This is a genomic window from Micromonospora sp. C28SCA-DRY-2 (assembly GCF_030519475.1).
GTDB lineage: Bacteria > Actinomycetota > Actinomycetes > Mycobacteriales > Micromonosporaceae > Micromonospora.
Genome location: NZ_JAUMKD010000001.1, coordinates 554,767 through 572,168, shown reverse-complemented (window position 1 = coordinate 572,168; position 17,402 = coordinate 554,767). Strand labels below are relative to the sequence as shown.

Below are 17,402 nucleotides of genomic sequence, written 5' to 3'. Positions count from 1 at the left end.
CTATGGCGGGCCGTACCTCTCAGGCGAGCCGGCGGCGCGGCGCGTCGCCGCGCGGTGGCACGAACAGCCGTGCCCGCCAGCCGGCGAAGAAGACTCGCACCCCGGCCCGGCGGCGCACCACCGCGGCCCGTCCGGGCCCGGCGGTCTACGTCGGCCGGGCCGTCGGTGCACTGTGGATGGGGCTCGCGCACGGCGTCGGCTGGGCGGTCCGGGCCGCCGGCCGGCAGGCCGCCTCGGCCCGGGAGCTGGATCCCGAGCACCGCCGCGACGGCGCCGGCCTGCTGGTCTTCGGGCTCGCGCTGCTCAGTGCCGTGGGCATCTGGTTCTCCGCGGCCGGCCCGGTCGGCGAGCGGGTGGCCGACACCGTCCGGCTCTTCCTCGGCGCGATCGCCATCGTGGTCCCGGTGCTGCTGATGATCGGCGCGTGGCGGCTGATGCGCGAACCGGCCGACCCGGAGCACCGCGGTCGCGGGCTGGTCGGCTGGGGCTCGATGCTGGTGGCCACCGCCGCGCTGCTGCACATCGGGCAGGAGCCGGTCGACGCGACCCAGCGCGACTTCGCCGGCGGGCTGGTCGGCGCCGGGGTGGGCAGCCTGCTGGAGCGGGCGGTCACCGCCTGGGTCGCGGTGCCGCTGCTGATCCTGCTGCTGGTCTTCGGGCTGCTGGTGGTCACCGCCACGCCGATCAACAAGATCCCGGAGCGGCTCGGCCTGCTGGCCGGCGCGGTGACCGGCACGCCCGCGGCGGAGGCGGCGGACGAGGCGGAGGCCCGGGCCACGCCCGCCCGCAAGCGCCCGGCGAAGCGGATGCCGCCGCCGCTGGACCCGGACGACTTCGACGACCTCGACGAGGGCGTCGACCTGCAGGACACCATCGTGCTGCCGCGCAAGGCGCCGGCCAAGGTGCCGGCGACCCGCAAGCCGGTCGAGCCGCCGGAGCACTCGCCCGCGCCCACCCGGGCCGAGCAGTTGGCGCTGACCGGGCTGGCCGGCGACTACACCCTGCCGCCGGCGAACATGCTCAGCAGCGGCGCGGCGCCGAAGAAGCGGAGCAAGGCCAACGACGAGGTGATCGCCGCGCTCTCCGGCGTCTTCGAGCAGTTCGACGTGGACGCCGCGGTCACCGGCTTCACCCGCGGTCCGACGGTCACCCGCTACGAGGTCGAACTCGGGCACGGCGTCAAGGTCGAGCGGATCACCCAGCTCTCCCGCAACATCGCGTACGCGGTGAAGTCGCCGGACGTGCGGATCCTGAGCCCGATCCCGGGCAAGAGCGCGGTCGGCGTGGAGATCCCGAACACCGACCCGGAGAACGTCGCGCTCGGCGACGTGCTGCGCTCGCGGGCCGCCACCGGCGACCACCACCCGATGGTGGTCGCCCTCGGCAAGGACATCGAGGGCGGCTACGTGGTGGCCAACCTGGCGAAGATGCCGCACATCCTGATCGCCGGGGCCACCGGCGCGGGCAAGTCGTCCTGCCTCAACTCGCTGCTGGTGTCCATCCTCACCCGGGCCACCCCGGACGAGGTGCGGCTGCTGCTGATCGACCCGAAGCGGGTCGAGATGACCGGCTACGAGGGCATCCCGCACCTGGTCACCCCGATCGTGACCAACGCCAAGAAGGCGGCCGACTCGCTGGAGTGGGTCGTCCGCGAGATGGACATGCGCTACGACGACCTCGCCGCCAACGGGGTCCGGCACATCGACGACTTCAACCGCAAGGTCCGCAACGGCGAGATCAAGGCCCCGCCGGGCAGCGAGCGGGAGCTGCGGCCGTACCCGTACCTGCTGGTGATCGTGGACGAGTTGGCCGACCTGATGATGGTCGCGCCGCGCGACGTGGAGGACTCCATCGTCCGGATCACCCAGCTGGCCCGGGCCGCCGGCATCCACCTGGTGCTGGCCACCCAGCGCCCCTCGGTGGACGTGGTCACCGGCCTGATCAAGGCGAACGTGCCGTCCCGGCTCGCCTTCGCCACCTCCTCGCTGGCCGACAGCCGGGTCATCCTCGACCAGCCGGGGGCGGAGAAGCTGCTCGGCCGCGGTGACGGGCTGTTCCTGCCGATGGGCGCCTCGAAGCCGATCCGGATCCAGGGCGCCTGGGTCACCGAGCGCGAGATCGCCGACGTGGTGAAGTTCTGCAAGGACCAGCGCGAGCCGGAGTTCCGCCCGGACGTGCTGACCGTGGCGCAGGAGGGCAAGAAGAAGATCGACGAGGACATCGGCGACGACCTCGACCTGCTGGTGCAGGCGGTCGAGCTGGTGGTCACCTCGCAGTTCGGCTCGACCTCGATGCTCCAGCGCAAGCTGCGGGTCGGCTTCGCCAAGGCCGGCCGGCTGATGGACCTGATGGAGACCCGGGGCGTGGTCGGGCCGTCCGAGGGCTCCAAGGCCCGCGACGTGCTGGTCAAGCCGGACGAGCTGGAGGAGGTCCTGGCCGGTCTGCGCGGTGGCGATGAGTGAGCCGCTGGCCCAGGAGCTGTTCCCGATCCTCACCGCCGTGGACCTGCCGGCCGCGCTGGGCTTCTACCGGGACCTGCTCGGCGGCACGGTCACCTACCGCTTCCCGGAGACGGGCGAGCCGGAGTACGTCGCGCTGAGCTTCGGCGCCGGCCAGCTGGGCATCGGGCGCCAGGTGGATCCGGGGCCGCCGCCCGAGGACCGGACCGCGCTCTGGGTGTACGTCGGCGACTGCGACGCCGCGGTGGCCCGGCTGCGCGCGGCCGGCGTGCCGGTGCTGGCGGAACCGGCGGCGCAGCCGTGGGGCGAGCGGATGGCGGTCGTCCGCGATCCGGACGGACACCGGGTGATCGTCGCCGACCGGGGCGCGGCCGGCGGGAGCTGAGCCGCCCCGCGGGGTCGCCAGCGGCCCGACCCGGTGTTCCCGGGCGGCCGGTGGTGCCGCCGGGACGGCCGTGGTGGGAGGGCGCGCCGCTGGCCGGCCCGGCCGGCGGAACGGTCGGCCGGGCGGTGGGCCACGGACACGGACGGGCCCGCCGGCGTGCGGCGGGCCCGTCGCGTCGGGGGAGCGGTGTGGTTCAGTTGTTGACGATGGCGGCCACCAGCACCAGGCCGATCACCGCGCCGGCCACGCTGGCCACCGCGGCGTACCAGCCGAGCGGCTTGTCGCCCAGCACCGCGCCGATGACGCCGAGGATGACGCCGAGCACGCCGAAGATGATCGGGTTGAGCAGGAGCGCGAGGACCGCGAAGACGAAGCCCAGGATGGTGCAGATGCGGGCGGCGTTGCTGCGCGGACGGGCGGTGCTGGGCATGTCGGCCATATCTGCCTCCGTCAGAGAGCCTGCGATGTCAGCCGATCTCTACCCACTTCGGGCACCCGGCACGCCTCGGTAACCAGGCTGGCCGGTCCACGCGCTGTCGGGCGGCACGCGGCCCGGCACCGGGCGGCGCGCCGGCGCTCAGTGGAAGACCTTCAGCCCGACCACGCCGGCGAGGACCAGCGCCAGGCAGGCGATCCGGGGCAGGCTGGCCGGCTCGTTCAGGGCCAGCATGCCGACCAGGGCGGTGCCGGACGCGCCGATGCCGACCCAGATCGCGTAGCCGGTGCCGACCGGGATCTCGCGCAGCGCGTACGCGAGCCCGAGCATGCTGAGCACCAGCGTCACCACGAAGACCAGCGACGGGACGGGGCGGGTGAAGCCGGCGCTGCGGTCCAGGGCCACCGCCCACGCGGTTTCCAGGAGTCCGGAGACCACCAGCACGATCCAGGCCATCGATGTCACCTCTGCGCGGGCTGCCCGGACCGCCGGGGCCGGGACGAGTCGAGTCTGCATGTCACGCGGGGCGTCTTGGCCTGACCGGGTACGCCCACCACTCGTCCGGGGCGGCCCGTGGGCCACCAGGGCCGAGGCTAGCACCGGCCGCCGCCGGGCCGGCGGGGGTGAGCCGCGCGGGGGTGAGCCCGGCCACCGTCCGTTGACCTGAACCTCACTTCAGCTTGCAGGATGGGCTCATGACGCTGCTCTTCTCCGACCGCGAGGTCACCGCCGCGCTGGACGCCACCACCACGGTGGACGCCATGCGGGACGCCCTCCGGGCCGCGTACGACGGCCGGCTGGTGGCCCCGCCCCGGGCGTCCGCGTCGCTGGGTGGCGGGCGGATGGTGCTGACCGCGGGGCACCTGACCGGCGAGTGGTACGGCTTCCGCTCGTACGACACCTTCGGTCACCCGGAGTCGGAGCAGGTGGTGGTGCTGCACGACGGGCGTACCGGGGCGGTGCGGGCGGTGGCGGTCGGCGAGGAGCTGGGCTCACGGCGTACCGGGGGACTGGGCGGGGTCGCGGTGGACGCGCTGGCCCGGCCCGACGCGGCCACCCTCGGCGTGATCGGCTCCGGCCGGCAGGCGTGGACGCAGGTCTGGGCGGCCGCCGCGGTGCGCCCGCTGCGCGAGGTGACGGTGCACAGCCGCTCCGCCGCCCGGCGGGACACGTTCGCCGCCCGGGTCCGCGCCGAGCTGGGTGTCCCGGCCCGGGCGGTCGACTCGGCCCGGGCCGCCGTGCGCGAGCGGGACGTGGTGGTGCTCGCCACCACCAGCCCGACCCCGGTGCTGGACGCCGCCGACCTCGGCCCCGGCACCCACGTCAACGCGGTCGGCTTCAAGCAGCGCGACCGGGCCGAGTTCGGCAGCGACCTGCTGGACATCGCCGACCTGCTGGTCACCGACTCGCCGGCGCAGGCGTCCGCGTACGCCCCGCCGATGCTCGCGGCCGACCCGCCGTACGCCGACCGGCTGCTCGACCTGGGCGCGGTGCTGGCCGGCGCCGCCGCCGGCCGGACCCGCGCGGACCAGATCTCGGTCTTCTGCTCGGTCGGCCTGGCCGGCACCGAGGTGTTCCTGCTCGACCGGCTGGTCCGGGTCGGCGCGGCGGCCGCGGCCTGACGGCCGCGATCCCGCCGGGCTCGGCGGCGCCGCGCGGCCAGGTCGGCCCGGCCGGGCGGATGTGAGCCGGCCTACTGCCGACGGCCCGCCGACGGCGGGGACGGGGCCCCGGCCCGGTACCCTCGGATGGTGTCTGCCACCTCCCCGTCCGACGACTCCAGCCCGGCCCGTCTGGCGCCGCGCCGCGACCTGGAGCTGTCCTCCGAGCTGTCGCCCGCCGGCGACGGCCGTCGCGTCGCCCTGCTGACCCTGGGCTGTGCCCGCAACGAGGTCGACTCGGAGGAGTTGGCCGCCCGGCTGCACGCCGACGGATGGCAGGTGACCACCGACGGCGAGGGCGCCGACGTGGTGGTGGTGAACACCTGCGGCTTCGTGGAGAAGGCCAAGCAGGACTCGATCCAGACCCTGCTGGCCGCGGCGGACACCGGGGCGAAGGTGGTCGCCGCCGGTTGCATGGCCGAGCGGTACGGCCGCGAGCTGGCCGACAGCCTGCCCGAGGCGCAGGCGGTGCTCAGCTTCGACGACTACCCGGACATCGCCGCCCGGCTGAACGCCGTCGTCGCCGGTGAGGCGCTGCACGCGCACACCCCGCGCGACCGGCGCGAGCTGCTGCCGCTCACCCCGGTCAACCGGCGGGCGGCGGCGGTGTCGCTGCCCGGCCACGGCACCCCGGCCCGGGGCGCCGTCGAGACCGACGAGCACACCCCGGCCCACCTGCGCCAGGTGCTGCGCCGGCGGCTGGACACCGGCCCGGTGGCCTCGCTCAAGCTGGCCAGCGGCTGCGACCGCCGCTGCGCGTTCTGCGCCATCCCGGCGTTCCGCGGCGCGTTCGTCTCGCGTACGCCCGACGAGCTGCTCGCCGAGGCGGAGTGGCTGGCCAAGACCGGCGTCCGGGAACTGGTGCTGGTGAGCGAGAACTCCACCTCGTACGGCAAGGACCTGGGCGACCCGCGGGCGCTGGAGAAGCTGCTGCCGCAGCTCGCCGCGATCGACGGCGTGGTCCGGGTGCGGGTGAGCTACCTCCAGCCGGCGGAGACCCGGCCCGGCCTGGTCGAGGCGATCGCCACCACGCCCGGGGTGGCCCCCTACTTCGACCTGTCGTTCCAGCACTCCAGCGAGCCGGTGCTGCGCCGGATGCGGCGGTTCGGCTCCACCGACCGCTTCCTCGACCTGCTCGCCAGCGCCCGGGAGCTGGCGCCCGAGGCGGGTGCCCGGAGCAACTTCATCGTCGGCTTCCCCGGCGAGACCCGGGCCGACGTCGACGAGCTGGTCCGGTTCCTGACCGCGGCCCGGCTCGACGCGATCGGCGTGTTCGACTACAGCGACGAGGACGGCACCGAGGCCGCCGGGCTCTCCGGCAAGGTCTCCGCGGCCACCGTCAAGCGCCGCTACGACCGGCTCAGCGCGCTCGCCGACGAACTCTGCTCGCAGCGGGCCGAGGAGCGGCTCGGTTCGACGGTCGAGGTGCTGGTCGACTCGGTCTCCGACGGCGTGGTCGAGGGGCGCGCCGCGCACCAGGCCCCCGAGGTGGACGGCTCGACCACCCTGGTCGAGCCGGACGGCGGCGGGGTGGACCTGGCCGCGCTGCGCCCCGGCGACCTGGTGCGGGCCACGGTCACCGGCACCGAAGGGGTGGATCTGCTCGCCGTGCCGGATGAGATGATCTCGGCGGCGCCCGGCGCGGCACGGTGACGGCGGGCCCGGACGGAGCGGGGAGGCCACGTGGTGGGGTACCGGGAACGCCACGGCGGCCCGCGCGGGGCGCGGCGGTGACCGGGGCGACCGGCTCGACGCCGGCCCCGGTGGTCGGCCGGGTGCCGGTGCTCAACGCGGCCAACGCGCTCACCGCGCTGCGGCTGGTGCTGGTGCCGGTCTTCGCGGCCAGCGTGGTCATCTCCGCGATGAGCAACGCCGGCTGGCGGACGGCCGCCTGCCTGATCTTCGCGGTGGCCTCGGTGACCGACCTGGTCGACGGCTGGATCGCCCGCCGGTTCGGCCTGGTCACCTCGGTCGGCAAGGTCGCCGACCCGATCGCCGACAAGGCGCTCACCGGCGCCGCGCTGCTGCTGCTCTCCTGGTACGACCGGCTGCCCTGGTGGGTGACCGCGGTGATCCTGGCCCGCGAGCTGGGCATCACCGCCCTGCGGTTCTGGGTGATCCGGCGCGGCGTCATCGCGGCCAGCCGGGGCGGCAAGATCAAGACCGCCCTGCAGATCCTGGCCATCGCCTGGTACCTCTGGCCGATGCCGGCCGCACTCGCCGCCGTCGGCCCCTGGATCATGGCCGCGGCCGTGGCCGTGACCGTCATCACCGGCTTCGACTACGTGGCCCAGGCCCTCCGCCTCCGCCGCACCCCGTGACGCCGGACTCCGGTGGGGGCAGGGTTGATCGGAAGCAGTGGGGGGAAGGATCGGGACATGCAGAGCAGCGACGCGAACGGGGAGCGGCCGGTCGGGAGTCCGGCGGCGGCGGTGGTGCACAGCCTGACCGAGCGGGAGGAGACGCTCGCCACGGTCGAGTCGCTCACCGGCGGCCTGCTGGCCGCCTCGATCGTGGAGATCGCCGGGGTGAGCGGCGTCTACCGCGGTGGTCTGGTGGTCTACGCCACTGAGCTGAAGTCCGAGCTGGCGGGGGTGCCGGCGGACCTGCTCGCCGAACGCGGGCCGGTCGACCCGGACGTGGCCGCCGCGCTCGCCGAGGGCGGCCGGCGGCGCTGCGGCGCCGACTGGGGCCTCGCCACCACCGGGGTGGCCGGCCCGGAGCCGCAGGACGGCAAGCCGGTCGGCCTGGTCTACGTGGCCGTGGCGGGGCCGGGCGGCAGCACCGTACGCCAGTTGGACCTGGACGGCGGGCGGGACCACGTGCGGTCGGCGGCGGTGATCGAGGCGTTGCGGCTGCTGGCCGAGCGGATCCACGAGGCCGACGCGGATCGGGCCGCCGCCGGCGTGTGACCCACGCCGGTTCGCCGGCGTCGCGGTGTCGCGCCGCCGTCGTCGGCCCCTGCCGGCGATGTGGTGTCGATCATGCCCGCGCTTTCCGCGCGGGGCGACGTCGACCGGGGGAGCGGGTCTGCGGTCGGCAGACAACCCGCGATCCCCGGGCGGGGTGGGATGTCGCCGGGCCCGGCAACGGGTACGGTTGCGGGAAGGCTCCGGCGGTCGGGGCCGGCGCGGTCCGCCGCGCCGGACCGGGCGGCCGGGGGCGACAGAGGTGTCCCTCAGGGGGAGGTGCGATGGTCCTGCTACGCCGGGTGATCGGTGACGCACTGCGGGCGCGCCGGCAGGGGCAGCACCGCACCCTGCGCGAGGTCTCCTCCGCGGCCAACGTCAGCCTCGGCTATCTCTCCGAGATCGAGCGCGGCCAGAAGGAGCCCTCCAGCGAGTTGCTGGCCGCCATCTGCGACGCGCTCGGCGCGCGCCTGTCCGAGCTGCTGCGTGAGGTCAGCGACACCGTCGCGCTCGCCGAGCAGATGCCGGGCGTGCTGGTGCCGGTGCAGGACGAGCCGGCCGAGCCGGCCCCGGTCGCCCGGCCCGCCGTGCGCAAGGCCACCGGCCGGGCCGTGCACCAGGTCAGCTCCGACGGCAAGGTCGCCGTCTCGGTCCACCAGGATTCCCCGCTCAAGGCCACGCTGCGCAGCACCCGGGTGCGCCCGGCCGACCGCGACGTGGTCTGCGCCGCCTGACCGGCGTCCCCGCGCGCTCCGTGGCCGCCTGTGGCCCGCGCCGCGTAGGGTTGATCGCGGACGGTGCCGGTGTTGCCCGCTGGCCGGTACGGATGCCGAGCTGGCGTCCGGCTGGGACGATGGAGCCAGCGCCGCGTCGGGACCGTCGGGCCGTCCGGCACGGTGCGGCGCAGCGACGCGACTGAGGGGATACCGCGGAGATGGCGAACCCGTTCGTCAAGGGTTGGAAGTACCTGATGGCGCTCTTCGGCGCCAAGATCGACGAGCACGCCGATCCCAAGGTGCAGATCCAGCAGGCCATCGAGGAGGCGCAGCGCCAGCACCAGGCGCTGGTGCAGCAGGCCGCCGCGGTGATCGGCAACCAGCGTCAGCTGGAGATGAAGCTCTCCCGCCAGATGTCCGAGGTCGAGCGGTTGCAGGGCAACGCCCGGCAGGCCCTGGTCCTCGCCGACCAGGCCCGGGCCCGGGGCGAAGAGGCCGAGGCCGGGCGCTACGAGCAGTCCGCGCAGACCCTCGCCTCCCAGCTGGTCTCCGCCGAGCAGGCCACCGAGGACCTCAAGACCCTGCACGACCAGGCGCTCGGGGCCGCCGCGCAGGCGCGCAAGGCGGTGGAGAACAACTCGATGATCCTCCAGCAGAAGCTCGCCGAGCGCACCAAGCTGCTCAGCCAGCTGGAGCAGGCCAAGATGCAGGAGAGCGTCGCCCAGTCGCTGGAGTCGATGTCGGCGCTGACCGCCTCCGGCACCACCCCCACCCTGGACGAGGTGCGCGACCGGATCGAGCGGCGCTACGCCAACGCGATGGGCCGCGCCGAACTGGCCGGCAACTCCGTCGAGGGGCGGATGCTGGAGATCCAGAAGGCGACCCTGGACTCGGCCGGCGCGGCCCGGCTGGAGCAGATCCGGGCCAGCATGGCCGGCGAGCAGCTCGGCGCCCAGCGGGAGCAGCAGGCGGTGCCCCGGGCCGAGCAGGCCGCGCCGGCGGCGCCGGCGGCCGACCCGGCGGCCGCCGCCCGGCTGGACGAGATCCGGGCCAGCATGAGCCGGGAACGAGGCACGGGGGACACCACCGCCGCCGGTTGAGCGGCCGGGGGTCGAGGAGGCACAGGTGGCAGACGAGCGAACCCGGTACTTCCGGCGGCTGAGCCGGCTGCGGCGGTCCGCCCGCCGGTGGAGTGTGCTGGCCGGCGGGCTCGGTGGCGCCGCCGCCGTGCTCACCCCGTACGCCGGGCTGGGGCTGCCGGACGCGGCCTGGGCCGCCGGCGCGGGCGGCGCGGTGGCGCTGGCCGCCTGGCGCTGGATCGACCTGCGCGCGCTGGCCGCCCGGCCGGCGCCGCCGCCGCTCGACCCGGCCGAGGCCGCCGCCCGTTCCCGGGCCCGGCTGGTCGCCGCGGTGGAGCGGCTCCCGGTCGGCCCGGGCGTGCTCGCCGAGGTACGCCGGGTCCGCTCCCGGGTGGCGTTGCGCGGCACCAGCGCCGCCGAGCCGTGGGCCCGGCTGGACCGGGCCGCGCTGACCCTGGCCGGGATGGCCCCCCGGCTCACCGGCCTCGCCGAGCCGGCGGTGCAGGAGGCGGCCACGGCCGACCGGTCGCTGCGGGACCTCGCCAACCGGGTGGCCAGCGTGGAGCGCGCGATGCGGCTGGCCCCGGCCGACGCCCGCCCGCCGCTGGCCGAGGCGCACCGGTCGCTCACCGCGCAGCTGGACAGCGGCGTCGCCGCGTACGAGCGGCTGGTGGTGGCCGCCGCCGGCTACGTCGCCGAGGACGCCCGGCCGGACGCCGAGCACCCGGCCGCCGCCCAGCTCACCGAGGCCACCGACCTGCTGCACGGCGTCGCCGGGGCGCTGGCCGAGCTGCGCGCCGTCAACACCCCGCTGCGCGCCCGCTGAGCCGGCCGGTCACCGCGGCGTGGTGACCGGGACCGGCGTGGTGAACGGCGAGCTGCCGACCACGTTGAACGCGCGGATCCGGTAGTGGTAGGTGACCCCGCGGGCCAGGCCGGTGTTGGTGAAGCCCCGGCCGGTGACCGTGAAGGTGGCCACCTCGCGGGCGAACCCCGGATCCAGGGCCCGCTGCACGATGAACCCGGCGCCCGGCCCGCTCGGGGCGCTGGCCGACCAGCCCAGGATCACCGTGGCGGTGTCCGGGCCGGGCGCGGTGGCCGTGGCGCTCACCGCGGTCGGCGTGCCGGGCACCGGTGGGGTGGTCACCGTGGCCACCGTCGACCAGGGTGAGGCCGCGCCCAGGTACGTCGTCCGCACCCGGTAGTAGTACGTGGTGTCCGGGGCGACGGCGGCGTCCAGGTGCTGGTCGCCGACGCCGATCGCGGTGGTGCCCGGGCCGCTGGTGAACGTCGGGTTGGTGGCCCGCTGCACGTCGATCCCGGTGGCGAAGGAGCGGTTCGCCCAGCGCAGCGCGACCCGCAGCGGCGCGGCCGGCGGGATCACCGCGGCCAGCCCGGCGGGCGCGGTCAGCCGCACCGCGGCCGGCACGCTGTTCGACCAGGCGGAGCAGCTGACGGCGTTCTCGGCGCGGATCCGGTAGTGGTAGGTCACCCCGGGCGTGACGGTGGCGTCGGTGTACCGGGTGGCGGTGGCCGCCACGGTGATCTCGGTAAGCCCCTCGGTGAAGGTGCCGTCGGTGGCCCGCTGGAGCAGGTGGCTGGTGGCCGGGGGGCGGCTGCCGTTGCCGGTCCAGGCCAACGCGATCGCCGGCAGCGCGGTGGCCGAGCCGGGGGCGGGCGTGGCGGTCAGCCCGGTGGGCGCCTTCGGCGCGACCCGCAGCACCAGCGGCCGGTTCATGCCCTGGTCGCGGTACCCGGCCAGCCGGCTGTACCAGCGGTACTCCCAGCCCAGGTTGACCAGGTGGTTCAGCACCATCGCCGGGCGGCCGTCGGCCGGGCTCACCGGCGTCGAGCCGGTCCGGGCGCCGGCCGGCCGGGTCGGGTCGAGCAGCCGTACGCTGTCGCCGATCTTGAACGGCAGGGCGGGGGCGACCGGCCGCAGGGCGACGATCACGTCCTCCCGCGGGTCGACCCGGACGACCTGCTTCCAGCCCAGCTCGGCTCCCTCCGCCGGCCGGACCGTGCCGTCCCAGCCGACCCGGTTGACCACCTGCACGTCGCAGCCGTCGAACTGCACCGGCTGGGTCTGCCGGGCGTGGCCGCTGATCCGCCAGAGCTGGGTGCCGTCGGCGGCGGCGCCGATCCCGACCGCCGGGTCGGTGGCGAAGAGGATCTCGGTGGCCGGGTCGGTCGGGTCCAGCGGCAGGGTGGCGGGGGAGAGCGGCCCGGTGTGCGGGTGCTCGACGCCGAGCCGTCCGGTCAGCCGGCCGTACCCGGGCTCGACGACCTGCTGCACCACCTTGCCGAGCAGCGGCAGGGTCACCGGGGCGCCGGCTCCGGCGGGGGTGAAGGTGACAGTGGTGGCCTGCGCCGGCACCAGGGTCGGCCGGTCGGTCCGCGTGCCGAAGGCGGCGTCGTGGCCGGGCTGCGGCACGATCGGCGGCCGCTGGCCGGCCGCGTACGCCCGGGGCAGCCGGTCGCGCAGCCGGGCCAGGTCGTAGCGGGGCGCCGGGGTGCCGGACACCCGGAACTGGAGCAGCGTGCGGGTGTTCGGCCCGTACCCCGGGCGGGTGGGCGGCGCCCCGCCCTCGGCGGTGCGGTCCGGCGCGCCGGTGTGCTGGTCGTAGCGGGGGTCGAAGCCGGGCAGCGGGGCCGGGCAGTCGTTGTAGAGGATCAGCGTGCTGCCCGGGGCGACGGCGGCGAAGTCGACCAGCACGTCGGCCCGCTCGCCGGGGGCGAGCAGCAGGGCGTGCCCGTCGACGTTGAGCACGGTGGGGTCGCGGCGGTCGTACCGGTAGCCGACCGGCCGGTTCGGGATCACCACCGGCGCCGGCAGCAGCCCGCACTCGTTGCCGATCTGGACCAGCTCCGGGCCGGCGGCGGCCGGGTCGGGCACCCCGCCGTCGCGCCCGTCGGTCGGCCAGCCGGCCGGGCGGCCGGGCGCCCGGACCGCGTCCACCATCGGCACCTCGCCGGCGTCGGCGTCGGCCAGGCTGCCGTCGGCCGCCCACATCGGCCCGGTCGAGCGGGCCCGGTAGAGGCCCAGGTTGAGGCTGCGGTCGAGGCAGGCGTTGAGGATCCGGAACCGGTAGGTGCGGGGCTCGACGGTCAGGTAGGGGTAGGCGACGCCGTTGACCAGCATGGTGTCGCCGAACACCTCCGGCACCGCCGACGGGTGCGGCACGCCGGGCGTCCACGGCGGCTCCGCCGGGTCGGTCACCGGGTCGTGGTGCGGGTTCGGCACCGGCTCCGGGCCGGGGTGCGCCGGGCCGGCACCGTCGGGCCCGGCGGCGGGCCCGCTCCGCTCGGCGGTACGCGACCACGGGCCGTAGTCCCACCGGCCGGTCGGGTTCGTCCCGTCGGCCCGGTACGGGTTCTGCCGGGGCTGGTAGACGTGCGGGTGCCAGAGGCTGCCCCGGGCCCCCCAGCGGTCCCGGTCCCAGGTCGGGTCCTCCCCGGCGAGCTGGGTGTCGTCCGGCACGAAGGTCTTGTCCTCGATCACCAGCGGCACCTGGTCGGCCGGCAGCACCCCGTCGGCGACCAGTTCCTCCTCGGCCGGGTCGGTGAGCAGGTAGAGCGCGACCTGACCGGAGTAGACGGTCAGCCGGGCCAGGCCGAGGGTGTTGTCGTGGAACCAGAGCAGCCGGCCGCTCTGCTCGTTCGGGTAGTAGAGGGTGGTGGCGCCGGCGCCGGGCGGCGGCATGTCCGGCACGTGGGTCAGCCCGGCACCGCTCGGGTACGGGGTGATCTCGCCCGCCGGGGTGATCCACTGCCACGGGTTCCCGGCGCAGATCCAGGCCGTCTGCGCACCGGACAGGTGCAGCACCGCCCGGTTCTGCGGGTACGGCGCCGGACCGTCCAGCGGGCCGGTACCGGCCCCGTACACCGTGGGGTCGACCGGCAGGAAGAGTTCTCCGGCCCGGCCGGTGGGGAGCTGGTTGATGAACTTGATCCGCACCGGCCGGCCCCGCCGGGCCAGCACCACCGGCCCGAGGTGCCAGGGGCGCTCCGGCGGTGCGACGGTGTTGTGCCCGTCGGCGTCGGTGCCCAGGTTGAGTTGCCGGTAGCCGCGCAGCCGGGTGGCCGGCAGGTCCCGGTGCAGGCGCTGGGCGTACTCCCCCAGGCCGATCTCGTAGTAGTCGCAGCCGGGGTAGCTGATGGTGTCCGGGGTGGCCACCGGCAGGTGGGCGCCGAGGTCGTTGGCGCCCAGCGTGCCGAGGCCGGGCAGCGCGTCGACGAACTTGCGGATGCCGGTGCCCACCGTCACCCGGCCGTCGGCGTCGAGCACCGGGCGGGGGCTGCCGGCGAAGTTCGGCACCGGACCGAAGCAGCGCGGCACCGCGGCCGGGTCGAGGCTGGCCGGCACGGGGGCGACCGGATCGGCGGTCCGGGCCGCCGGGACGGTGGGGGTCGGGCCGGCGGTGGCGCCGAGGCGGGCCGCCCAGGGGATCCGGAGTCGACGGAACATCACCATGGCTCTCCCCGGGGTCGGGGCGCGGCGGCCACCACCCCGGCGTGGCGGCCCGGTCGCGCTCGCGTTGACGATCGGTGAGCACTCAACCGCAGCATGCGACGCGGACGGGTGGGTTAGGAAGTACCCAATCGTCCGTATCTGCTGTCGAGCGTGGATCCTCGGCCGCACCGGCCATCGACGCTGGTGGTCCCGGGTGGCCGGGCCGTGGAAGTTCCACGGCGCGGGGAGCGGTATGGCCGGGGTCGGTGCGCCCGGTCGGCGTCACCCTGCGTCGTCGCGCCGGGTGCGCTCGGGCTGGCAGACCGGGCACCAGTAGGTGACCCGCTCGCCGAGTTCCTCCTTGCGGATGGCCGTGCCGCAGCGGCGGCACGGCTGGGCCCGGCGGCCGTACACGTAGCTGGTCTGGCCGCGGTGCAGCGAGCCGGTGGTGCTCTGCGTCCACCGGCCCCGGTTGGCGGCGAGCAGCCGCTGCGCCAGGGTGACCGTGCCGGCGAGGTCGGGCACCGCGCCCACCGGCGTCCACGGCGAGACGCCGCGCAGGAAGAGCACCTCGCACTTGTAGAGGTTGCCGATGCCGGCCAGGTTGCGCTGGTCCAGCAGCGCCTCGCCGATGGTCCTCTCCGGGTGGGCGGCCAGCCGGCGCACCGCCTCGGCCGGGTCCCAGTCCGCGCCGAGCAGGTCGGGGCCGAGCTGCCCGACCAGCGACTCCTCCTCGGCGGTGGGCACCAGCGCCAGCTCGTGCAGGTGGTAACCGACCGCGACCGCCCCGGGGCTGCGCAGCACCACCCGGATCAGGTGGGCCGGCCGGGCGCTCCACCGCTCGCCGGGGGCGTACGCCCGCCAGGCGCCCTCCATCCGCAGGTGCGAGTGCAGCGTCCAGTGCGCCCCGTCGGGTGCGGCGAGCCGGAGCAGCAGGTGCTTGCCCCGGCTGGCGGACTCCCGCACGGTCCAGCCGGTGAGGTCCGTGGTGGCGAGCTGGGGCACGCGGAAGTCGCTGCCGGTCAGCCGGGCGCCGGCCAGCGCGCGGTGCAGCACGCGGGCGGTGTTCCAGACGGTGTCGCCTTCGGGCACCCTGCCATCCTGCACCCGCCGCCGGGTGCCGGCCCGCTGACCGGCCGCCGTGCCGGGTGGGCGGCGGCTTCCACCCGGCGCGGCGGCGTTCCGGCCCGCGCCGACTCGACGCGGCGGCGTCGCAGCCCGCGGTCGGGCCGGCGCGGCGGGGTCAGCCGGCGTCCGGGGCGGCGACCCGGAGCAGGTCGCCGGGTGCGACGCCGAGCAGGTCGGCCGCCCGGCCGCCGTTGACCGCCACCGCCACCAGGCCGGCCGAGTCGCCGTGCACCACCAGCCCGCCGGCCGGGGCGTCGCCGAAGGTCCGCCCGCGTACCGCGTCCCGACCGGCCACCCGTACCCGGGCGGGCAACGCCCCGAGCAGGTCCGCGGGCGCGGCGAGCTGCACGTTGCCGAAATGGTCGACGGTCAGCACCTCGGCGGTGAACCCGCCGGCCTCGCGGTCGAGCACCGGCGCCGGCAGCCGGACCAGGGTCTCCGGGTCGACGGCCGGGCCGGCGTCGGCCAGCGGCGCGCCGAGCGCGAGCCGCGCCGCCACCGGCGCGAAGACGTCCCGGCCGTGGAAGGTGTCCGACACCCGGGCGGCCAGCCACCCGGGCGCGGTCAGCTCGACGGCGGCGGTGATCCCGCCGAGCGCCGCCGCCGCGTCGAGCAGCAGGCCGTTGTCCGGCCCGACCAGCAGCCCGCCCGGCGTGGCGAGCCCGACTCCCCGCCGGGCCGTGCCGACCCCCGGGTCCACCACGGCCACGTGCACGCCGACCGGCAGGTGCGGCACGGTCTGCGCCAGCACGGCCGCGCCCCGGCGGACGTCGCCCGGCGGCACCAGGTGGGTCACGTCGATCAGCCGGGCGGTCGGCGCGAGCCGGGCGATCACCCCGTGACAGGCGGCCACGAAGCCGTCCGCGAGGCCGTAGTCGGTGGTCAGCGAGATCCACGGGATCGGTGCCATGCCGGCAGGTTAGTTCGTCCGCCCCGGCGCCGGCGCCGCGCCGTCGGGGGCCAGGCGCAGCTCCAGGATCAGCTCGTCGTGCAGCGGGATGCCGTCCTCCCCGACCGTCGGGATGCTCGGCTTGAGCCGGCGGGCCCGGTCCACCGCGCCCCGGTCCACGCCCACCAGCCGCAGCCCGCGCCGTTGGTAGAAGCGCAGCGCCCGCAGGTTGTCGTTGGTGGTGATCAGCCACAGCCGGGCCGCGCCCGCGGCCCGGGCGGCGTCCACCGCCGCGGCCAGCAGCGCCGTGCCGACGCCGCCGCCGGGCGTCGCGGCGACCACGCTGACCACCTCCAGGCCGTCGGCGCCGGTGTGGTGGGCGAGCGCCCCGACCACCCCGCCGGCGCCGTCCACCGCCACCAGGGTGGGCAGCGTACGCAGGTCGAAGCGGGTGTCGTGGGCGATCACGTACGGCCCACCCCACTCGCGCTCGTGCAGCGCCTCGACCGCCGCCCGGTCCCCGGGCTCGGCCGGCCGTACCCGCACCCCGCTCATCCCGCCTCCCCGCCCTGCGACCGGCCCGGATGGTATCCGCACCGGGCCGGTCCGGTCCGCCGGATTTACCGGGCGGGCTGGCGGATATGGGACAGCGGCACTGGCCGACCGGCCACTGCCGCCGCCGGCGGCCGGTTCCGCACACTGCCGGGGTGACCAACCGGAAGCCGCCCGCCGTCGCGGTGCTCCTGCTCACGGCCGCGCTGACCGCCGCCTGCGGCGCCGACCGGCGGCCGGATCCCGCCGCCGCCCCGCCCGGCGCCCCGGACGCCGGGCCGGCCACCCCGGTCACCGGCCCGCCGGTCGTCCCGGGTGGCACGACCGCGGCCATCCCGCCGAGGCCCGCCGTGCCGGCGGGGCCGAGCGGTACCACCGAACGCCGCCCGACCGGCCCGCCGCCGGTGGTGCTGCCGGCCCGGCCGGCGGGGACGCCCGGTGCGCGGCAGGTCGTCGCCGCGTTCCGGGCCGCCGGGCTGGCGGCGGGCAACCCGCGGGACCGCTCGGCCGACTGCGGGCCGGACGGGCTCGGGCTGGGCTGCGCGGAGATCGTCGCCACCGACGCGGTCACCGTCTACGTCTTCCCGGACGAGCCCAGCGCCGGCGACGTCGCGGAGATCTGGCGCGGCCAGTCGTACCGGCGCGGCGCCGTGGTGCTCAACTACCTGGAGGCGAAGAGCCCGGCCACCGACCGCGCCCGGTACGAGCGGGTACTCAGAACCCTGCGCTGACCGA

Annotated in this window: 16 protein-coding genes and 1 riboswitch; of the genes, 10 read left to right on the top strand and 6 right to left on the bottom strand. The window is 76.4% G+C overall.

The window, feature by feature from the left end:
• The first annotated feature begins 2 nt into the window (after positions 1-2).
• Together Q3W71_RS02580 and Q3W71_RS02575 are read left to right on the top strand one after the other, a co-directional pair.
• On the top strand, positions 3-2,462 hold the full coding sequence (locus Q3W71_RS02580; protein ID WP_302917653.1) for a DNA translocase FtsK: 2,460 nt from the start codon (positions 3-5) through the stop codon (positions 2,460-2,462).
• Positions 2,455-2,844 carry a glyoxalase/bleomycin resistance/extradiol dioxygenase family protein gene (locus Q3W71_RS02575; protein ID WP_302917652.1) on the top strand — a complete coding sequence of 130 codons (390 nt, stop codon included), beginning with the start codon at positions 2,455-2,457 and terminating at the stop codon, positions 2,842-2,844. The genes Q3W71_RS02580 and Q3W71_RS02575 overlap by 8 nt, the downstream gene beginning before the upstream one ends.
• Positions 2,845-3,037: 193 nt before the next feature.
• Here Q3W71_RS02575 and Q3W71_RS02570 read toward each other — a convergent pair whose 3' ends face one another.
• Both Q3W71_RS02570 and Q3W71_RS02565 read right to left on the bottom strand, forming a co-directional pair.
• On the bottom strand, positions 3,038-3,283 hold the full coding sequence (locus tag Q3W71_RS02570; RefSeq protein WP_302917651.1) for a hypothetical protein: 246 nt from the start codon (positions 3,281-3,283) through the stop codon (positions 3,038-3,040).
• Positions 3,284-3,421: 138 nt separating this feature from the next.
• The gene (locus Q3W71_RS02565) at positions 3,422-3,736 is read right to left on the bottom strand and encodes a multidrug efflux SMR transporter (protein WP_302917650.1); all 315 of its coding nucleotides are present in this window, start codon (positions 3,734-3,736) and stop codon (positions 3,422-3,424) included.
• 64 nt (positions 3,737-3,800) lie between these two features.
• Positions 3,801-3,865, bottom strand: a riboswitch (guanidine-III (ykkC-III) riboswitch).
• 110 nt (positions 3,866-3,975) lie between these two features.
• Between Q3W71_RS02565 and Q3W71_RS02560 the strand changes: the two genes are divergently transcribed.
• The 7 genes from Q3W71_RS02560 (at position 3,976) to Q3W71_RS02530 (ending at position 10,471) form a co-directional block, all read left to right on the top strand.
• Complete coding sequence (locus Q3W71_RS02560; protein ID WP_302917649.1) at positions 3,976-4,902, top strand: ornithine cyclodeaminase family protein; 927 nt, start codon at positions 3,976-3,978, stop codon at positions 4,900-4,902.
• A gap of 126 nt (positions 4,903-5,028) precedes the next feature.
• Positions 5,029-6,594 carry a 30S ribosomal protein S12 methylthiotransferase RimO gene (gene rimO, locus Q3W71_RS02555; protein WP_302917648.1) on the top strand — a complete coding sequence of 522 codons (1,566 nt, stop codon included), beginning with the start codon at positions 5,029-5,031 and terminating at the stop codon, positions 6,592-6,594.
• A gap of 77 nt (positions 6,595-6,671) precedes the next feature.
• A complete protein-coding gene (gene pgsA / locus Q3W71_RS02550) occupies positions 6,672-7,262 on the top strand; it encodes a CDP-diacylglycerol--glycerol-3-phosphate 3-phosphatidyltransferase (protein ID WP_302917647.1) in 591 nt (196 codons plus the stop codon).
• Positions 7,263-7,319: 57 nt separating this feature from the next.
• Positions 7,320-7,853, top strand: a complete 534-nt coding sequence (locus Q3W71_RS02545) for a CinA family protein (protein ID WP_302917646.1) — start codon at positions 7,320-7,322, stop codon at positions 7,851-7,853.
• A 281-nt stretch (positions 7,854-8,134) separates the two neighbouring features.
• A complete protein-coding gene (locus Q3W71_RS02540) occupies positions 8,135-8,584 on the top strand; it encodes a helix-turn-helix domain-containing protein (protein WP_302917645.1) in 450 nt (149 codons plus the stop codon).
• Between the two features lie 200 nt (positions 8,585-8,784).
• On the top strand, positions 8,785-9,666 hold the full coding sequence (locus Q3W71_RS02535; RefSeq protein WP_302917644.1) for a PspA/IM30 family protein: 882 nt from the start codon (positions 8,785-8,787) through the stop codon (positions 9,664-9,666).
• A gap of 25 nt (positions 9,667-9,691) precedes the next feature.
• On the top strand, positions 9,692-10,471 hold the full coding sequence (locus Q3W71_RS02530; RefSeq protein WP_302917643.1) for a hypothetical protein: 780 nt from the start codon (positions 9,692-9,694) through the stop codon (positions 10,469-10,471).
• A gap of 9 nt (positions 10,472-10,480) precedes the next feature.
• On the opposite strand, the gene Q3W71_RS02525 is transcribed toward Q3W71_RS02530, so the two are convergent.
• The 4 genes from Q3W71_RS02525 to Q3W71_RS02510 form a co-directional block, all read right to left on the bottom strand.
• Positions 10,481-14,119, bottom strand: coding sequence for a hypothetical protein (locus Q3W71_RS02525; protein ID WP_302917642.1), 3,639 nt, complete (start codon positions 14,117-14,119; stop codon positions 10,481-10,483).
• 261 nt (positions 14,120-14,380) lie between these two features.
• Positions 14,381-15,190, bottom strand: coding sequence for a DNA-formamidopyrimidine glycosylase family protein (locus tag Q3W71_RS02520; RefSeq protein WP_302917641.1), 810 nt, complete (start codon positions 15,188-15,190; stop codon positions 14,381-14,383).
• Between the two features lie 151 nt (positions 15,191-15,341).
• The gene (locus Q3W71_RS02515) at positions 15,342-16,136 is read right to left on the bottom strand and encodes an S-adenosyl-l-methionine hydroxide adenosyltransferase family protein (RefSeq protein WP_302917640.1); all 795 of its coding nucleotides are present in this window, start codon (positions 16,134-16,136) and stop codon (positions 15,342-15,344) included.
• Between the two features lie 9 nt (positions 16,137-16,145).
• Positions 16,146-16,670: a GNAT family N-acetyltransferase gene (locus Q3W71_RS02510; RefSeq protein ID WP_302917639.1), complete on the bottom strand. Its 525-nt coding sequence runs from the start codon at positions 16,668-16,670 to the stop codon at positions 16,146-16,148.
• Between the two features lie 152 nt (positions 16,671-16,822).
• Between Q3W71_RS02510 and Q3W71_RS02505 the strand changes: the two genes are divergently transcribed.
• A complete protein-coding gene (locus tag Q3W71_RS02505; protein ID WP_302917638.1) occupies positions 16,823-17,398 on the top strand; it encodes a hypothetical protein in 576 nt (191 codons plus the stop codon).
• The last annotated feature ends 4 nt before the right edge of the window (positions 17,399-17,402 follow it).

Bases quoted from the DNA above. Each gene is read 5' to 3' on its own strand.
- Q3W71_RS02515 (WP_302917640.1), bottom strand. From the start codon at position 16,136: ATGGCACCGATCCCGTGGATCTCGCTGACCACCGACTACGGCCTCGCG.
- Q3W71_RS02575 (WP_302917652.1), top strand. From the start codon at position 2,455: ATGAGTGAGCCGCTGGCCCAGGAGCTGTTCCCGATCCTCACCGCCGTG.
- Q3W71_RS02535 (WP_302917644.1), top strand. From the start codon at position 8,785: ATGGCGAACCCGTTCGTCAAGGGTTGGAAGTACCTGATGGCGCTCTTC.
- Q3W71_RS02525 (WP_302917642.1), bottom strand. From the start codon at position 14,119: ATGGTGATGTTCCGTCGACTCCGGATCCCCTGGGCGGCCCGCCTCGGC.
- Q3W71_RS02570 (WP_302917651.1), bottom strand. From the start codon at position 3,283: ATGGCCGACATGCCCAGCACCGCCCGTCCGCGCAGCAACGCCGCCCGC.
- Q3W71_RS02560 (WP_302917649.1), top strand. From the start codon at position 3,976: ATGACGCTGCTCTTCTCCGACCGCGAGGTCACCGCCGCGCTGGACGCC.
- Q3W71_RS02510 (WP_302917639.1), bottom strand. From the start codon at position 16,670: ATGAGCGGGGTGCGGGTACGGCCGGCCGAGCCCGGGGACCGGGCGGCG.
- Q3W71_RS02565 (WP_302917650.1), bottom strand. From the start codon at position 3,736: ATGGCCTGGATCGTGCTGGTGGTCTCCGGACTCCTGGAAACCGCGTGG.
- Q3W71_RS02540 (WP_302917645.1), top strand. From the start codon at position 8,135: ATGGTCCTGCTACGCCGGGTGATCGGTGACGCACTGCGGGCGCGCCGG.
- Q3W71_RS02580 (WP_302917653.1), top strand. From the start codon at position 3: ATGGCGGGCCGTACCTCTCAGGCGAGCCGGCGGCGCGGCGCGTCGCCG.
- rimO (WP_302917648.1), top strand. From the start codon at position 5,029: ATGGTGTCTGCCACCTCCCCGTCCGACGACTCCAGCCCGGCCCGTCTG.
- Q3W71_RS02545 (WP_302917646.1), top strand. From the start codon at position 7,320: ATGCAGAGCAGCGACGCGAACGGGGAGCGGCCGGTCGGGAGTCCGGCG.